The 18253-nt window shown below is 37.6% G+C and carries 15 protein-coding genes; 2 read left to right on the forward strand and 13 right to left on the reverse strand.

All coding sequences use genetic code 11. From position 1 onward, the window contains the following. Positions 1-21 precede the first annotated feature (21 nt). The 7 genes from BGC7_RS14240 to BGC7_RS14270 all read right to left on the reverse strand — a co-directional run bounded on the left by BGC7_RS14240 (position 22) and on the right by BGC7_RS14270 (position 8448). On the reverse strand, positions 22-1689 hold the full coding sequence (locus tag BGC7_RS14240; protein ID WP_050702275.1) for a nucleoside kinase: 1668 nt from the start codon (positions 1687-1689) through the stop codon (positions 22-24). A 280-nt stretch (positions 1690-1969) separates the two neighbouring features. Next, positions 1970-3007 carry an aspartate--ammonia ligase gene (gene asnA, locus BGC7_RS14245; RefSeq protein ID WP_050702276.1) on the reverse strand — a complete coding sequence of 346 codons (1038 nt, stop codon included), beginning with the start codon at positions 3005-3007 and terminating at the stop codon, positions 1970-1972. Positions 3008-3225: 218 nt separating this feature from the next. After that, the gene (locus BGC7_RS14250; RefSeq protein ID WP_050702277.1) at positions 3226-3678 is read right to left on the reverse strand and encodes a copper resistance protein NlpE; all 453 of its coding nucleotides are present in this window, start codon (positions 3676-3678) and stop codon (positions 3226-3228) included. Between the two features lie 58 nt (positions 3679-3736). After that, the gene (locus BGC7_RS14255) at positions 3737-4048 is read right to left on the reverse strand and encodes a heavy-metal-associated domain-containing protein (protein WP_199318981.1); all 312 of its coding nucleotides are present in this window, start codon (positions 4046-4048) and stop codon (positions 3737-3739) included. Positions 4049-4135: 87 nt separating this feature from the next. Beyond that, on the reverse strand, positions 4136-6988 hold the full coding sequence (gene gcvP, locus BGC7_RS14260) for an aminomethyl-transferring glycine dehydrogenase (RefSeq protein ID WP_050702279.1): 2853 nt from the start codon (positions 6986-6988) through the stop codon (positions 4136-4138). Between the two features lie 13 nt (positions 6989-7001). Next, a complete protein-coding gene (locus tag BGC7_RS14265) occupies positions 7002-7643 on the reverse strand; it encodes an MBL fold metallo-hydrolase (protein ID WP_050702280.1) in 642 nt (213 codons plus the stop codon). A gap of 154 nt (positions 7644-7797) precedes the next feature. After that, complete coding sequence (locus tag BGC7_RS14270) at positions 7798-8448, reverse strand: NAD(P)-dependent oxidoreductase (protein WP_185112985.1); 651 nt, start codon at positions 8446-8448, stop codon at positions 7798-7800. Between the two features lie 178 nt (positions 8449-8626). Between BGC7_RS14270 and BGC7_RS14275 the strand changes: the two genes are divergently transcribed. Together BGC7_RS14275 and rsmG are read left to right on the forward strand one after the other, a co-directional pair. Then, the gene (locus BGC7_RS14275; protein ID WP_050702282.1) at positions 8627-9466 is read left to right on the forward strand and encodes a DUF3298 and DUF4163 domain-containing protein; all 840 of its coding nucleotides are present in this window, start codon (positions 8627-8629) and stop codon (positions 9464-9466) included. A gap of 13 nt (positions 9467-9479) precedes the next feature. Beyond that, positions 9480-10100 (forward strand): 16S rRNA (guanine(527)-N(7))-methyltransferase RsmG, encoded by a 621-nt coding sequence (gene rsmG / locus BGC7_RS14280; protein WP_050702283.1) that lies wholly within the window; start codon positions 9480-9482, stop codon positions 10098-10100. An 80-nt stretch (positions 10101-10180) separates the two neighbouring features. On the opposite strand, the gene rplT is transcribed toward rsmG, so the two are convergent. The 6 genes from rplT to BGC7_RS14310 all read right to left on the reverse strand — a co-directional run bounded on the left by rplT (position 10181) and on the right by BGC7_RS14310 (position 18249). Continuing rightward, positions 10181-10525 carry a 50S ribosomal protein L20 gene (gene rplT / locus BGC7_RS14285; protein WP_050702284.1) on the reverse strand — a complete coding sequence of 115 codons (345 nt, stop codon included), beginning with the start codon at positions 10523-10525 and terminating at the stop codon, positions 10181-10183. A gap of 105 nt (positions 10526-10630) precedes the next feature. Continuing rightward, positions 10631-10828 (reverse strand): 50S ribosomal protein L35, encoded by a 198-nt coding sequence (gene rpmI / locus BGC7_RS14290; RefSeq protein WP_050702285.1) that lies wholly within the window; start codon positions 10826-10828, stop codon positions 10631-10633. A gap of 50 nt (positions 10829-10878) precedes the next feature. Next, complete coding sequence (gene infC / locus BGC7_RS14295) at positions 10879-11493, reverse strand: translation initiation factor IF-3 (protein ID WP_050702286.1); 615 nt, start codon at positions 11491-11493, stop codon at positions 10879-10881. A gap of 77 nt (positions 11494-11570) precedes the next feature. Next, a complete protein-coding gene (gene thrS / locus BGC7_RS14300; RefSeq protein ID WP_050702287.1) occupies positions 11571-13517 on the reverse strand; it encodes a threonine--tRNA ligase in 1947 nt (648 codons plus the stop codon). Between the two features lie 179 nt (positions 13518-13696). Continuing rightward, a complete protein-coding gene (locus BGC7_RS14305; protein ID WP_050702288.1) occupies positions 13697-15742 on the reverse strand; it encodes a tetratricopeptide repeat protein in 2046 nt (681 codons plus the stop codon). Positions 15743-15837: 95 nt separating this feature from the next. Next, entirely contained in the window at positions 15838-18249 is a 2412-nt protein-coding gene (locus BGC7_RS14310; RefSeq protein WP_050702289.1) for an exopolysaccharide transport family protein, read from the reverse strand. Positions 18250-18253 lie beyond the last annotated feature (4 nt).

Below are 18253 nucleotides of genomic sequence, written 5' to 3' on the forward strand. Positions count from 1 at the left end.
TCAGCTTATCTCCTGTTTTATTTAATACTTAAAGCTACTTCCTCCTAAAAATTCCCTTAATAAAGATGTTGGAGGCAGTTCTCTGTCATTTATATAATTGAAGTATCTCAGGAATTTGAGTAGGCGGTATGCCTCTGCATATTCCGGCACATTGTTGGGTACCTGAGATAAGATTGGTTCTGCGTATTTACGGATAGCAGCTAATTCATACATCATTGCAGAATTGAACATAACGTCAGCATTTTCCTGATATGGGAATATCCATTTGTCTTCCCCCTTACGTACACTCGGCCATCTGGATATAGTGTCTATTGCTGAATAACTGCGGTATCTGAAGTCACGTATCAGGCGTCTGAGCAATCTGTTGTCTGTTGTCGATATCCAGTTATGATTATCTAGTGAGATTGTCGTTAGTGCCGATACATATATTTTGAATTTTTGATAATCAGGTATTCCTGCCGTAAGTTCAGGATTCAATCCATGTATTCCTTCTATAACAAGAATAGAATCTTTCTCTAATTTTAGTCTATCTCCTTTATACTCCCTTTTTCCGGTAGTGAAGTTGAATGTCGGAAGTTCTACTTCTTCCCCGTTTAGTAGTTTTTCAAGATCTTCATTGAATTTTGGAATGTCCAACGCATACAATGATTCGAAGTCATACCCCCCATCTTCATCAAGCGGAGTTTGATCTCTATCTACGAAGTAATTATCTAAAGACAGCCCAACCGGTTTTATGAGATTTACAAGTAGTTGAACCTCCAAGCGCATTCTGAAAGTTGTCTTACCCGAAGACGAAGGACCGGAGATAAGAGCTACACGTACTCCGTCTTTGGCTTTAGTTGCTATTTGTTCTGCAATACTAGCTATTGTTTTTTCTTGATAGGCTTCGGATACTTTTATAATACCTGTCATTTTTCCTTCACAGGTAGCTTTATTCATATCGCCTACATTATCTAATCCTATTATGTTTAAGAACTTAAGATGTTCTTTGTAGACGTTATACATTTTCGGTTGTGGTATCACTGGTTCTAGTTCCACAGGGTTGCTTCTGTTGGGGATACGAAGCAGAAGCCCGTCTTTATACTGTTCTAAGCCAAAGAGATGTATGTAGCCCGCAGATGGAGTAAGACAACCATAAAAATAATCTACAGTATCCTCTATTCTGTAATATTTAGAGTAAAGGTCTCCCAACGTTTCCAAGAGGATAGCCTTGTCTTCGAAGCCTTTTTGTCTAAACATTTTTACCACCTCAGCAGTTTCTTCTTCTACACCATCGAAGGGTAGGTCAGAGGCAACATATTCTTTGATTTTCGATTTTATGGACTCAATTGTTTCCTGTTCAATAATAGATTTGTCTTCGATCCGGCAAAAGTATCCGAGAGAAATCGGGTGTTCAATATATAGTTGCGCATTGGGTAATATCTTCGATACAGCTTTTGCCAACAGAAAGCAGAGCGATCTTACATATGTTCTCATTCCCGATGGCTCGGAAAGATCCACAAATTCGACAGTCTTATTATGGTATACCTGATAATTCAGAGATTCTGTCTTGTTGTTGACTTTGGCATTTACTATTTTAAATTTAGCCTTTATATCAAATTCTTCCTGTATTTTTATCAGATTTATTCCGACAGGGAAATCTTTATATGTTCCGGTGTTTGTGCAGTAAATAGTAATCTTATTTTCCATATATCTATTAATTAATAAGCAAGTTCGAAAAGTAACAAAAGTAACACTTTTTTCTAGTTTTCTAAATATAGTAAATTCTTCCGATCGAGACCATAGAAGCCTTTATCTTCATTTCCTTTATATGTATTTTTAACGAAAAAGTAACAATGTGTGAATTCTGATATTTTAATCTATAAAGATGTAGGGCACTTATTGTATAGATAAAGTTTTCAAGAATAAAAGCAAAGCCTCAAGATCAGTAATCTTGAGGCTTTGCTTAATATATCTTTTAGTTGGAATTTTATATCAAAGGCATTCCTAATGCTTCGGCCTCTTTACGCATCTCGCAAGGCCACAATCCTGCCTGTATCTCTCCTATGTGAGCTTTTCTCAGATAGAACATACATAGTCGGGACTGTCCGATACCACCACCTATCGATTGTGGCAGTTCTCCATTTAGTAGTCTTTTGTGGAAATAAAGGTCTTTACGTGTTTCCTGATCTGCTATTCTCAATTGTTCTGACAATACCTCTTGGTTTACCCGTATGCCCATTGATGATAATTCCATTCCTTGGTTCAAAACAGGATTCCATACAATGAGGTCTCCATTAAGCCCTTTGAATCCGTTTTCGGAAGTGGTAGTCCAGTCATCATAGTCGGGAGCACGTCCATCGTGAGGCTTACCATTGCTGAGGGCTCCTCCGATTCCGATAATAAAGACCGCACCATATTCTTTTGTAATCTCATTTTCTCTCTCTTTTGTAGATAGAGTAGGGTATCTTTGCAATAGTTCTTCGGAATGAATAAACTTTATCTCATTCGGCAGGATAGGGGTAATGGCAGGAAATGCCTCATATACGAGATATTCTGTTCTTACCATTGCCGAATAGATCCTATTAACTACCTCTTTGAGAAAATCAAGGTTGCGATCGTTAGGAGACATAGCTCTTTCCCAATCCCACTGATCGACATATAAGGAGTGTAGATTTCCTAGTTCTTCGTCTGCACGTATGGCGTTCATATCGGTATAGATACCAAAGCCTTCGTGTATATGATAGTCTGCAAGTGTAAGTCTTTTCCATTTGGCCAGCGAATGTACTATTTCTGCACATTGGTCACCCATATCTTTTATAGGAAAGTTTACTGCTCGTTCTACGCCATTCAGGTCGTCGTTTATACCCATTCCTTTTAGGACAAATAGAGGAGCTGTTATTCTTCTCAACCGAAGTTCAGAAGATAAGTTTTGCTGAAAGAAATCTTTTATTCGCTTGATTCCCATTTCAGTTTGCTGAAGGTCGAGTACCGCATGATACTCTTTAGGCTTAATTAAGTAACTCATATTTCGTATTCTTCTACTTCTGGTGTTAAATATTCGACAAAGTTACTCTTTATGTATTAATATGAAAATGATTTAACTATTATTTTGTTCAATATGTTATTCTTAAGGAGGGGGTTCTAACAGATATGTTCATGTAATATTATCTGTTAGCCTTACAAATAAAGAAAGCACCTTATCGAATTCGACAAGGTGCTTTCTTTATAATGATTTCGATATGTTTATTTTTTCAAAATATATAATTCAGCCATATCTCCTGTAATTCTGTTCCCTTCCATGTCTAGCTGAGTTAGTGTATTTTCTCCAACAAAGTACTTGTTAGGTGCATCTTTCACTCCATCAAGAATGATAGTATTGCCTTCAGCATTCCATGTATATGTTCCTTTCTCTTCAGACTTACTGTCTTTTTTATTTACATACTCAGTGTTTTTCACGTAAGTGTTTTCACTTAATGTAATAGATACAATCATGCCTTCTCCACTTGCTGTAGGAACCTTTCCTGTGTAAGTACCTTCATAATCAAGAGAATTTTTTGCATTATGTTCATCTTTCACATTTTGCGCAATTTCAGAGAACTCATTTACTGAAGCTTGCTCTTCCTGATTCTTTTGTGTGTTACCACCACAACTATATAGTAGACCTGCAGCAGCAATAACCATTAAGATTTTTTTCATTTGTCTTTTTGTTTGAAATGTTTATGAATAATAGAGAGCATAAGCTCACTTTGCATAGTTATTTTTTAGTCGGTTCATGTACTTTTACAGTATATCCTAACTTTTCAATTGCTGCTTGTAGTTTGGCTACTGTAGTCTGGCTTTTTTTGAATTCGATCAATACAGTTTTATTCTCAAGGTTAACTTTCATATCGGTAACACCTTTTTCGAAAGCTATATTTTTTTCAATACGTTTCTGGCAGTTTTCACAAGTCATAGAAACGTCGAAGAGAACGGTTTCCTTTTCATTATTTACTTTCTGCTTGGTCTGTGCAAAGACAGTTGCAGATACTCCTAAGATTAAAACAAGTGTAATTAGAAATATTTTCATATCTATAGTTCTTACTTTGTGTTTATTAATTTAATAAACAGATAAAACAATATTTAGTTTAATAATAATTTGCTTTTTTAATGAAACTTATCCCATATCGCAAAGACATGTAATAAGATTCCTGTCGCCATACGCATTATCTACCCGTGCAACATTGATCCAGAATTTATTCTCTTTTACAAACTCGAGAGGATATGCCGCTTTTGAACGGGGATAGGCATGATTCCATTCATCAGCACATACTTCATATTCCGGATGAGGGGCATTTATCAATACATTGTCTTCTTTGGTATATGTTCCGTTCTCTACTTCTTTTATTTCCTGCCAAATTTGATTCATTGTATCTACAAATTTATTTAGTTCGGCAAGGCTTTCACTTTCGGTAGGCTCTATCATTAGTGTTCCATGTACTGGAAATGACAGAGTTGGAGCATGATATCCGTAGTCCATCAGGCGTTTTGCGATATCTGATTCAGTGATGCCGGACGAATCTTTTACCTTACGACATTCAAGAATGAGTTCGTGTCCGACCCTTCCTGTTGTTCCTCTATAGACAATTCCGTATGTATCTTTAAAGCATTCTGCCAGATAGTTCGCATTCAGTATTGCTATTTTTGTAGCATGTGTAAGTCCCGGACCTCCCATCATTCGAATGTAGCCATAGGTTATGGGTAATATACCTGCACTTCCGTACGGAGCCGAGGCAACAGTGTTTACTGTGCTGCCATCAAGTTCCGGATGATGTGGTAAAAATGGAATAAGGTGTTCTGCTACGCATATAGGGCCTTCTCCCGGGCCACCGCCTCCGTGAGGGATTGCAAATGTTTTGTGGAGGTTGAGATGGCATACATCAGCCCCTATAAATCCGGGATTTGTGAGTCCTACCTGAGCATTCATGTTAGCGCCATCCATGTACACCTGACCTCCATGTTGATGTACTATTTTGCACATTTCTCTTATTTCTTTTTCAAAGATTCCGTGAGTAGAAGGGTAGGTTATCATACATCCGGCCAGATGATCTTTGTGCAGATCGGCTTTTGCCTGTAAGTCTTCTACTACAACATTACCCTGACTGTCGCAATCTACGGTTACTGTCTCATATCCGGCTTGTATGGCCGATGCTGGATTGGTTCCATGTGCCGATGCAGGAATAAGTATAATGTTACGATGTCCTTGACCAACACTTTCCAGATATTTTCGAATGGTCATAAGACCTGCATACTCTCCGGCAGCTCCCGAATTGGGCTGGAAGCTTACTCCCGCAAATCCTGTAATTTCTTTCAGGTATTCTCCAAGTTCTCCTATAAGTTCAGTATATCCCTGAGTTTGAGATTTTGGAGCAAACGGATGTATGTTTTGGAATCCTCCAAGAGACAGAGGTAATAATTCCGATGCGGCGTTAAGTTTCATTGTACATGAGCCAAGAGAGATCATAGAATGGGCTAATGATATGTCTTTCCTATCGAGTCTTTTTATATATCTCATCAGCTCTGTTTCGGTGTGATACTTGTTGTACACCTCGTGTTGCATGTATTTGCTTTTGCGTAAGAAACTGTCTTTTATTATCATTTTTTCGGGTAGGTCGTCTATCATAAAAACTTCTGACCGACCGGCAGCTAAAGAAAATACAGCTAACAGTTCATGCGCTTTATATTCTGTTATAGTTTCATCTATACTTAATCCTATCTCTCCAGTCTCGAAATAGCGAAGATTTATATCACGCATTTCTGCAAAATCACGGACAGAATCTTGATTTATATTACCAGGTAGAGCCACTTTCAATGTGTCGAAGTATTGCTCGTTTTGTATAATATAACCAAGTTCTTGCAATTCGTCCGCAATTAGAGCCGTTGCAGAGTGAATTCTTTTTGCAATTCTTTTCAATCCTTTAGGGCCATGATAAACAGCATAGAATCCGGCCATAGTGGCTAACAGAGCTTGTGCTGTGCATATATTTGATGTTGCTTTTTCTCTTTTGATATGTTGCTCACGGGTTTGTAAAGCCATACGCAGGGCTTCTTTTCCATAGGTATCTTTAGATATACCAATGATACGTCCCGGAACGTTTCTTTTGTAATCTTCTTTAGTAGCAAAGAACCCGGCAGAAGGGCCTCCATAAAACATAGGGATGCCAAATCGTTGGCTGCTTCCGAATGCTATATCTGCACCCCATTCTCCCGGAGGTACAAGCAGAGTAAGTGCCATAAGGTCGGTTGCTACAGCAACTTTACAGTCTGCTGCATGAGCTTTTGTGGTAAAGTTGGTATAATCTACAACACTGCCATTAGAGTTTGGATATTGTATAATTGCTCCGAAATAACCATCGGAAAGATCTGTTGTATTATAATCTCCGACAACAACATCTATTCCCTGTGGCTCGCTTCGGGTATTTATAACAGCTAATGTCTGCGGAAATATATTTTTGTCTACAAACAATTTCTTTGCATTGGCCTTTATTTTGTCGCGGCTGCGGAGATTAAACATCATCGTAGCAGCTTCGGCTCCGGCGGTAGCCTCATCTAATAATGAGCAGTTGGAAAGAGGTAGTCCTGTGAGCTCGCTCACCATTGTCTGAAAGTTGAGAAGGGCTTCCAAGCGTCCTTGAGATATTTCTGCCTGATATGGAGTATAAGATGTGTACCATACAGGGTTCTCAAAAACATTGCGGAAAATCGGTGCAGGACAAACTGTATCATACCAGCCCATGCCTATATATGAAGCGCATATTCTGTTTTTTGAAGCCATCAATGCCATCTCTTCAGCATATTCATGCTCGCTAAGGGCTTCGGGTAGTTTTATGCCTTCGGGTAAACGGATGTCTTGAGGAATAGTTTGCTCGATAAGTTCTTCAAGGGTTTTAACTCCGATTTTATCCAGCATCGTTTTTTCGTCTTCTTCGCTGATGCCAATGTGGCGGTGTTGGAATCTTTCGCTTTTCATTTGTATTATTGTTTTATTGTAGGTAAAAATTGCTTTTTATTTCATCTTTGATAGTTGTAAGGGGGCCATGTCCCGAATATATTACAGTGTCTCCCGGTAGTGTAAGAAGTTTTTCTTTTATTCCCGAAATAAGTTGATGATGACTACCTCCGGCTAAATCTGTTCTGCCGACACTACCTCTGAATAATACATCCCCAACAAAGGCACAGCCTGCCTCCTGATTATAGAATACGATACTACCCGGAGAATGTCCCGGTATTTCCAGCACAATTAGTTTTTGATCTCCAAAAGTAACAATGTCGTTTTCTTTCAGGTATTTTGCTATTTTAGGAGCTTTGATACTTGTGTCGTCAAAGCCGAACATCTTTAGTTGAGTAGGGAACTGTTCGAGAAGGAATTCATCTTCTTTATTGGCCTCGGTTTCTAAGTGAAATTGCTCGTAAATAAAATTGTTGCCAAATACATGATCGAAATGTAGATGGGTATTTAATAAGTGTTTTACTACTAAATCGTTATCGAGGATAAAATCGAGAAGTAATGATTTCTCATCAGGGAAGAAACATCCGGGGTCTATAATTACACATTCCTTAGTGTCATCATATGCCACATAGGTGTTTTCGCTTATTGGATTAAATTCGAATATTTTGACTTTCATATATTTGTTAAAATGACTATCTGTTAAAAATGAATCTAAAGATATAAATTATTTTGATGTAAAGTTAGCTGTTTGGGGTTAGATATTATGTTATTATAATACAAAAAGGCAGCGAAGTTTTCCTCATCACTGCCTTTTCTTATTGTGTTGTATTTTAGTATGCTGCCGTAAATCGTTGATGAGAGAACTTATGATTTTCTATCTCATCTACCACAGCGACAGCTAAGTCCTCTACCGACAAGACAGACTCTCCGTCTTTATCGAAAACCGGTTCGTCAGTACCGAGGCGATATTTTCCTGTACGTCCAGTTTTTATTCCCTGATGCATATTGATGGCAGGAGAAAACATAGTCCAATCCAACTCTTTTTCTTTTTTCAATATCTCCAGATAGTCGCGGGCTGCCGTTGCTCCCGGTTTTATCTCTTTAGGAAAATCATCTCCATCCACAATTTGTTTTCCTCCAATGTATAAACTTCCTGCTCCACCGATGACGATATAACGTTTTACTTCGGCGCCTTTTACTGCTTTTTGGATGGTTTGAGAACCCGCTAAAAAATCTTTATAGATATTGGGATTACTCCATCCGGCATTGAATGCACTTAGAACTAAGTCGTTCCCTTTCAATGTTGCAGCTAAATCTTTTTCGTTTGAGATATCTATAGAAACAGTTTTCGGCTTTCCGTTGTTTACCGGAATTTTATCTACAGAACGCGCTATTGCTGTTACTTCGTAATTCCTTTTCAGCAGTTCTTCTAATAGGTGAGAGCCAACAAATCCTGTTGCTCCGATTAATGCAATTTTCATAATTCGTATCTTATTGTTGTAGTATTCTTATATTTATTATAACGTTCTTTTTGTGATAATAGTTCGTTTTATTCTTGATTGAAGAATATCGTGCATAAGCTTTATACTAAATTTTCAAATTTAGAAATCGGGTTGTCTCTTTTTATCGTATCTTTGTATTGTTAAAATTTGAAAATTTATGAAGATAATATTAATTCGACTGATTATCATCACGACAGTTTTCTCCTTCTTATTCTCTTGTAAAACGGAGAAAAAAGCAGATGTGCCCAATGCTGTTATATATGACTCTGTTTTGGTAGCGAACGTATACCATTTAGATAATGATTCTACCAAGCCTTCATGTTCCTTGAAGGTAAAATATCTATATCCTGCAAAATATACAGATACGCAGATATTACAGAAGATTCAAGGGGAGCTTAATTTTGCTTTTATGGAGGATGAGAAATATGAGAAATTATTGCCTGTAGATGCAGTTAACCAATATGTGAAAGATTATATTGAAAACTACAAGAATGATGCAAAAGAACAATTTCCTAATTGGCAGGAGTCTGGCGATTCGGAAGATTATTTCTCATATTATAAATCATTAGACAGCAAGGTTGTGTTTGATATGTCCAATATTATCTCATATCAAATATCCTCGATGGATTATAAAGGAGGTGCAAATTCCTCTACAGCATTTCGTAATGTTGTTATAGATCTGAAATCGGGCGATATCCTTAGTGAGAAAGATATATTCACAGGTGATTATAGAGGTGCTCTCAATGCTTTACTAATAAGAAAGGTGGTAGAGCAAAATAAGGTTCAAAAGCCTGAAGATCTAATTGAATTTGGGTATTGGGGAATAGAGGACTTAGCGTCTAATAACAATTTTTTAGTTGATACTAAAGGGATTACATATATATTTAATCCCGGAGAATATTCTGCTCCAACCTTAGGTGAGATCCGTATCTCTCTTTCTTATGAAGAGCTTATGCTTATCCTGAAAAAGGACTCTCCTATATCAATCTTTTTTTGAATAATAGAAATCTATGGATATTATATTGAAGTATTTTCCAGATCTGAGTGATGATCAGAAAAAACAATTTTCGGCTCTTTATGATTTATACTTAGATTGGAATTCTAAGATAAATGTGATCTCGCGAAAAGATATCGAAAATCTATATGCCCATCATGTATTACACTCTTTGGCTATCGCTAAACTTATTCAGTTTACAGACAATACTAATATAATGGATGTAGGTACAGGTGGAGGGTTTCCCGGAGTTCCCTTGGCTATCCTTTTTCCAAAGTGTAATTTCCTATTAGTGGATAGTATTGGGAAAAAGATTAAGGTGGCAACAGAGGTTGCAAATGCAATTGGTTTGAAGAATATACAGTTTCGGCATTGCAGGGCAGAGGAAGAAAAAGGAAAGTTCGATTTTGTAGTTAGTCGAGCAGTAATGCCATTACCCGATTTGGTGAAGATTGTTAAGAAGAATATCTCCAATGAGCAGCATAATGCATTACCTAATGGAGTAATCTGTTTGAAAGGGGGAAGCTTGGAGAGTGAACTCAAACCTTTTAAGAAAACAGCAGAAGCAGATGACTTGTCAATGTTTTTCGAAGAAGAATTTTTCAAGACCAAGAAGATTGTATATGTACTGATATAATCTAATATCTTGATCAGATATAATATAAAAAGAATGGCTACCTCAAAAAGGTAGCCATTCTTTTTATCAAGAAAGTATATTTATTTTACTTTTTCAACAATTGCTTTGAATGCTTCCGGATGATTTGCTGCAAGGTCTGCAAGAACTTTGCGGTTAATTTCTACTCCGTTTTTGTGTAACGCACCCATCAAGCGAGAATAAGACATTCCTTCAAGACGTGCAGCTGCATTGATACGTTGTATCCACAATGCGCGGAAGTTGCGTTTTTTAGCACGACGGTCACGGAATGCATAGGTAAGACCTTTTTCCCATGTGTTTTTGGCTACTGTCCAAACATTTTTTCTGGCACCATAGTAACCTCTTGTTAGTTTTAATACTTTTTTTCTGCGGTTGCGTGAAGCAACATGATTGACTGATCTAGGCATAATTTTACAATGTTTTGAATGTTAGCGGTTCCTTTTTTCAGAAACACTTTGTTGCATACATCCGGTTAATAAATCTTTAAAAAACTTGCGTTGGTGAAATAACGATTACTTCAGAGCCAATAGCTTCTTCACTGCGCCTTCGTCTACTTTGCTTACTAGACCGCTGTGAGTAAGATTTCTCTTTTGTTTTTTCGTTTTCTTGGTCAAAATGTGACTTTTGAAAGCATGTTTTCTTTTGATTTTTCCTGATCCGGTAAGGGCAAACCTCTTTTTGGCACCGGAATTAGTCTTTTGTTTTGGCATCTCAGTTAATTAATTTAATTATTTAAAACGAATACAATTCTTTGAATTGTCTATTCTTCATCTTTTTGCACTTCTTTCTTTTCCTTTTCTACCTCTTTAGGTTTAGGAGCAGATGCAGGTTTAGGAGCTACTTTTTTAGGAGATAGCATCATGATCATTTTCTTACCTTCCAATGCTGGTAATTGATCTACTTTTGCGTAGTCTTCCAATTCTGTAGCAAAGCGTAGCAACAGAACTTCTCCTTGCTCTTTAAATAAAATAGAGCGACCTTTGAAAAACACAAACGCTTTTACTTTCGACCCTTCATCTAAAAAGCTTTTAGCATGCTTCAGTTTAAAGTTGAAATCGTGGTCGTCTGTTTGTGGTCCAAAACGGATTTCTTTTACTATCACCTTTACCGATTTGGCTTTAGCCTCTTTCTGTTTTTTCTTTTGCTGATAAAGGAATTTTTGATAATCCATTATTTTACACACGGGGGGTACAGCAGTGGGCGAAATCTCAACTAAGTCGAGCTCCAATTCATCAGCCATACGCAAAGCTTCTTGTATGGTGTAAACCCCTTGTTCTACATTGTCGCCTACCAGACGAACTTCTCTCGTACGGATGTTTCCGTTGATTCTGTGTAAATCTTCTTTTTTTTGTTGATTAAATCTGTTGTTCCTCATTCAAAAACGATTAGAGTCTTCCTATGTCTTTTATTTTATTGTTTATTGTCAAAAAATTAAATAACAAATACTTAGGGTTATTGTTCCCATGCATTCATCATTTTTTCTACTTCTTCATTTAATTGGGCAGCAAAGTTAGTAAATTTCATCGAACCTTTATCACCTTCTCCCTGTTTTCTTACAGAAACTTCTTCTGTTTCTGCTTCTTTCTCGCCAACGATGAGCAAATAAGGTATTCTTTTTAATTCATTATCGCGGATTTTTCGTCCTATTTTCTCGTTTCGGTCATCTACTTGCGAGCTAATTCCTTGTTGCTTGAAGTATGATGATACTCGATATGCATAGTCATTGAATTTCTCGCTGATAGGTAATATAACAACCTGATCGGGTGCTAACCATAGAGGGAATTTTCCTGCTGTATGTTCTATCAATACTGCAATGAAGCGCTCCATAGAACCAAACGGTGCTCTGTGGATCATTACCGGGCGATGTTTCTGATTGTCGGCTCCTGTGTATTCCAGTTCGAAGCGTTCAGGTAGATTGTAATCGACCTGTATAGTCCCCAGCTGCCAACGGCGACCAAGGGCATCTTTTACCATGAAGTCTAGTTTAGGCCCGTAAAAAGCAGCTTCGCCAAGTTCTACTTTTGCAGGTAATCCTTTTTCTTGACATGCTTCAATGATTGCACGTTCTGCTTTCTCCCAGTTTTCGTCGCTACCAATATATTTCTCCCTATTATTTGGATCACGTAAAGATATTTGTGCTTCGAAGTTTTCGAAATCGAGTGCTTTGAAGATAATGAATACAATATCCATTACTTTCAGAAATTCAGCTTTTAATTGTTCCGGAGTACAGAATATATGTGCATCATCCTGAGTAAAGCCACGTACTCTAGTTAATCCGTGTAGTTCACCGCTTTGTTCGTAGCGATATACAGTTCCGAATTCCGCCAGACGCAACGGGAGATCCTTGTACGAGCGTGGAACAACTTTGTATATTTCACAATGGTGAGGACAGTTCATCGGTTTCAGCAAAAATTCTTCGCCCTCTTCCGGTGTATGAATCGGTTGGAACGAATCTTTACCATACTTCTCGTAGTGTCCTGAGGTTACATAAAGTATTTTGCTCCCGATATGAGGAGTCATTACTTGTTCGTAGTCGAATTTCTTCTGAATCTTTTTCAGAAAGTCTTCCAGTTTCAGACGCAATTGAGTTCCACGAGGCAACCATAGAGGAAGCCCTTTTCCTACATTTTCGGAGAAGGCAAATAGCTCAAGCTCTTTTCCTATCTTACGATGATCACGTTTTTTTGCCTCTTCCAGCATTACCAGATATTCATCCAGCATTTTCTTTTTAGGGAAAGTGATACCATATAGGCGGGTAAGCTGTTTGCGTTTCTCATCGCCTCGCCAATAGGCTCCGGCAGCACTGAGTATTTTTACAGCTTTGATGTAAGAAGTATTTGGTAAATGCGGACCCCGGCACAAATCGGTGAATACGCCTTGTGTATATGTTGTGATTGTTCCGTCTGCAAGATCGTTAATAAGTTCTACCTTATAGTTTTCATTGCGGCCTTCGAACATTTTCAACGCATCGCTTTTCGAAATGCTTCGACGTTTTATTTCTTCTTTATTGGCTATCAACTCCATCATTTTAGCCTCTATTTTAGGGAAGTCGGCATCTTTTACAGGAGTATCGCCAAAGTCAATATCATAATAGAATCCATTTTCGATTGCTGGACCTATCCCAAATTTAGCATGCGGATATAATATCTGTATTGCTTCTGCCATTAAGTGAGCCGAAGAGTGCCAATAAGCATGTTTACCGTCTTCGTCTTCCCATTTCAGTAGCTCTATCGTGCTATCTTGTTCTATTGGTCTGGTCAGATCCCAAACTTCGCCATTTACCTTAGCTGCAAGAACTTCTTGCGCCAGACGAGAACTGATGCCTTCTGCAATCTGTATTGATGTTGTTCCTTTCGCAAATTCGCGTACTGAACCATCAGGAAAAGTGATTTTTATCATTTTTTTCTTCTATAATTAATTATATAGCTTCTACAAACAAGCTATTTTTCAACTTGCAAAAATAATGAATTTTTATGATACAATCGATATTCGGATGCTTTTATTGAAAGGCTGAAATGTAATAAAGCTCAATATGTATAAGACATATTGAGCCTTGTTTTTTATTAAGGAGTTTATAGTCACTCTGTCATCCTCTTGATAATACTGTATGCCTCTACTACACCCATTTCTCCAGCTTTACGCATATCATCAAGGGCACGGTCTTTGTCCTTTACCTGAAAACGGCTCAGCCCCCTGTTGTAATATGCTTCGGCAAACTCAGAGTCGCGACGTAGTGCTTCGTTGTAATCGAGTATTGCTGCTCGGAAATCATTTTGCTTATACCGTATCGCTGCTCTGTTATAGTATGCGTATATAAATTCAGGATTGAGTTCTATTACCTTATTGTAATTTTTAATAATGAGATCGTGTTCATATTTTCCCGGATCAGGTAATGCTGTAGAAGTAATACCCGGATCTTTTTTAGCCGAAGAAAGTCCCAGTATATCATTTTGTTCATTCCTTCTTTCGTACTCCGGCATGTTTTCTTTTAGGTCGAGTTGTTTTGTATATACAACTGCTAGATTGAAGTATGCCAATGTGAATTTAGGGTCAAGCTGTATTGCTTTGTTGAAATCTTCGATCGAGCTGCTAAAATCTTGTACGAGCATATACTCCATAGCTCTTGCAAAATATAGGTCTGCATTGCTAGGACTGGAAACAATTTGTTTCGACAGGTCGTCTATAGATTTGAAGTGCTCTTGTATCTGGAACTCATTGAGGGAGGCTTCACTATTTGTTATTCTCAGTTTTTTAGGGAGTATTCCTTTCTTGTTGAGAGCATCGACAAGCTGGCTATAATATACAAAGCGGCGCAGGTCGTTTGGCTTCTCGTAATAGGTTACGATAAATCGAGGTTCCAGATTTAGTTTTACTTGCTGATTTTGTATTCGGCCTCTTGTATTGTTATTGTATTTGCTTTTCTCTTCTTCTGTCTTATCTGCAACTACAAGTAAATTGAACTTGTCAATGTCTTTGTCTGATTTCTCTCTTGTCTTATCTTTTTCTTCTGCATTTGGATTCTCGGAGATTTCTTTCACCTTACGGCTTTCTTCGTTTCTTGCATAGTTGAAATCCCGTTCAGCTCCTTTCAGATCGTTTTGTCTCTTTTTTATATCTGCACGTGCAAAAAATCCTTGATAAAACTCAGGATATTCTGCCAAAACAGTATTTAAGTCTTCCAGTGCACCCTTATAGTCGCCGATATTATTTTTGATTAGAGATCTGTTGAAATATGCTATATAGTTGTTCGGCTCATATTTCAGGACTATATCAAAATCTGCAATAGCCCGATTGTCGTCACCTACTTGCGATCTTAGAAGCCCACGGTTGAATCTGGCTATTATATTGTTGGGATCCAGATCTATGACTTTGTCATAATCGGCCATAGCTCCACGCAGATCGTTTTTCGAGTATCGAATAAGCCCTCTGTTTATATAATTACCTGATTGCAAAGGGTCGATACGTATGGACTCGTCCAGATCTGCCAAGGCTTTGTCGTAATCTTTTTTATAATAATGTAAAAGTCCCCGCATAGAATATGACTGAGGCATATACTTGTCTAGCTTTATGGCTTCATTGTAGTTGTCGAAGGCCTTTAATGTATCGCCCTTCTCCTGATACAAAGCGCCTCTGCTAAGGAAGCCTTGAGTATATGTAGGGTATATTCTCAAGAGAGTATTGAGATATTTTTCCGCTTCTTCGTAATCTTTTTTCTGTATGTTGACAATACCACTGTTAATGAGGGCAAATTTATCATTAGGGTAGATGTCTAATGTTACTTTATAGTCGTCCAGCGCACCATCATAGTTGTTCTGATTTTGTCTGGCATCGGCTCTTAACTGGTATGCACGCGACATAAAGGGGTTTCTTTCCAGAGCCAGACTACAATCGTCTTCGGTACCTTTAAAGTCGTCGAGATAGTATTTTGCTATTGCCCGGTAAAAGTAAGGCTCGGCAAGGTATGGCTTTGCTTTTATAGCTTGATTGAAGTACTGTATTGCGAGAACATAATCTTCGTAATATAAAGCATTTCTACCTATAAGGACTACTCTGTCGGTATTAATTTGGGCACTGGCAAAAAGTGTGCTGATAAGAATAAATATTGAAAGAATAAATTTCTTCACGGCGATTCTTAATTTACTATTCGAGAGGCAAATATATGAATAATAGATTAACAAAAAAGAAGAGAGGCTTTAACAGCCTCTCTTTTTAATATATTTTAGTTTTCGAAGTAATCGTCGTGATAATAGGAGTTTTTCTTCAGATAATATGTTTTGTCTCCGTAGTAGCGAGAAGTACCGTAATAGCCTTCACGACCTTTTACGTCATTGAATACAAGAGCAAGATTATCTACTCCATCGTGTCTCAGCTGTGTAATCACACTTTTGAAGAAAGCTCTGTTTGTTTTTGCTCGGCGAACAACGAATATAGTTGTGTCGGCAAGCCCTGATAGTATATAGGCATCGGAGACAAGCCCTACCGGACTACAGTCGATAATGACATAGTCGTAGGTTTCTTTCAAATGTTCCAATACTTGTCTTGTTTTCAAAGTTTTTATCAATTCACTCGGATTAGGAGGCAATGTTCCTGCGGGTATTATGTCGAAACCATAGTCGGGATGCGAAATAGTAATCTCCTCTAGACTAACCTGTCCTATAAGGTAATTAGAGATACCCTTCTGAGCCTCTACCTGTAATGTTTTCGCTACAGACGGACGACGTAAGTCGAGGTCGATAATAACTACTTTTTTGCCCATTAGCTGATATACAGAAGCAATGTTGGTTGCAATAAAGGTTTTTCCGTCAGCCGGCTCTGTGGAGGTTACAAGAATCGTTATCTTGTTTTCGCGCTGAGCCATATACTCTATTCTTACTCGCATATTGCGAAACGACTCTGCAAAACTGGATTTAGGATAGTTCTTTACTAATACAACGCCATTACTCAATTTTTTGGAAATATTTTCTATTGTTCCAATAACCGGTAATCCTGATATTTTTTCGCATTCTTCTTTTGTTGTAATAGAGAAGTTTAGTACTTCTTCTCTTAATACGACAAAACAGAGTGGAACAATCAGCCCGATGATGAAAAAATATACATAGTTTTTGCCTAATGTATCTCCATTGGTTGCCCCTCCCATTCTTCTAGGAGGTTCCCATATAGAGTTGTCGGGAACATTGGATGCTTTTTGTATTTCGGCTTCCCGTTTTCGTTGGGTAAGATATTGATGATACATTTCATTCAGCCTGTTTTCCCTTTGAAACTTGATGAGGTCTCTCTCCTGAGGAGGCAGGTTTTCCATTTTAGCTTCCAGTACCATGTATTTTCTAACTAAGGCATCTTTTCTCTCCTGAAGCTGAATCTGAGTAACCTGAACTTCTGTTAATATCTTTTTTCTAAGATCGTTCAGGTCGTCTATTGTTTTATTATATAAAGGATTTTTATCTCCAAGATTATTGGCTTTTTTTATTACTTCATTGTAGCGTAGTATATATTCGCTCAATCTTCTATTTTGTATATTAAGATAGACTGGATCGACAAGCTCGTCACTGCTCATTACCATTTGCTTTACTGCTTCTGTCAGAGCCAAGGTAGACCTTTCTCTGATGGCTAGAGCATCCTTTTCGCTATTTGCACTATCCAAGTCTATTTTAAGAGCCTGTGATGTGATGTCGTAAACGCCGGTTTCTCTCTGGAAGTTTTCTAACTTGAGTCTCGATATATCTAATGAATCGTTAATTAACTTCAACTGGTTGTCGAGGAAGGTGATCGTTAATTCGGCTTGCTCATTTTTTAAGGTGAGATTATACTCTTGGAACTCATTTAGTAGTTCGGAAAGATAATCCATGTCTCTATCCGGATTTGTGCCGGACATAGATATATTTAGAATCGTAGAATTCTCACTCTCCAAGCGAGAGCTGATTCTACCATTAAACATTCCTATTAGTTGATTCTCGGAAAGAAAATTGAAGCTTATTTCTTTTATATCCTGCTTAAATGAGTTAAGGTCTGTTCTGAAAGCAGGGGTTTTGACTAGCTTTATTTTAAAGAGTTTATAATCTATTTCTTCGTCGAAAGGAGCTATAATTGATATAGTCTCATCCTTTTGAGGATCTTCTTTATAGCTGATCTCACATTTTTGCTGATCTATATATGTGAGGTTATATGTATAGTTATATGCCTGTGGTTTTATGTCTATAACTTCTACTCGTATAGGAGTGTCTGTGTATAGATTAATCGTTTTGAAACGTGTACGTATAAAGTAATCGACACGCATCTTATCTGACAGTTTCTTTACAGTTCGCTCTGTCAATCCATACGATTTTAATACTATTTGCTGGTTTTCTGTATTTCGTAATAAGCTGGCTGTTGGCACGGCTCCAGCTACCACACTGTTCGAGTTATTGTCTTGCAATATCATTACTGCCTGAATATTGTATGCAGGTACCCACGATTTGTTTTTGAAGTATGCGTACGTTAAGCATAAAGCAATCGATATAACAAACAAGTACCAATATTTCAATATTCTGTAAAACCAAAGAACAAAATCGAACGAAATGGTCGTTTTGGCCTTTACTTCTTCAAAATAAGGGTCGAATTCAGGGTTTTTATTATTACTATTATTAATCTCCATAAGT

Source organism: Dysgonomonas sp. BGC7 (assembly GCF_001261735.1).
Taxonomy (GTDB): Bacteria; Bacteroidota; Bacteroidia; order Bacteroidales; family Dysgonomonadaceae; genus Dysgonomonas.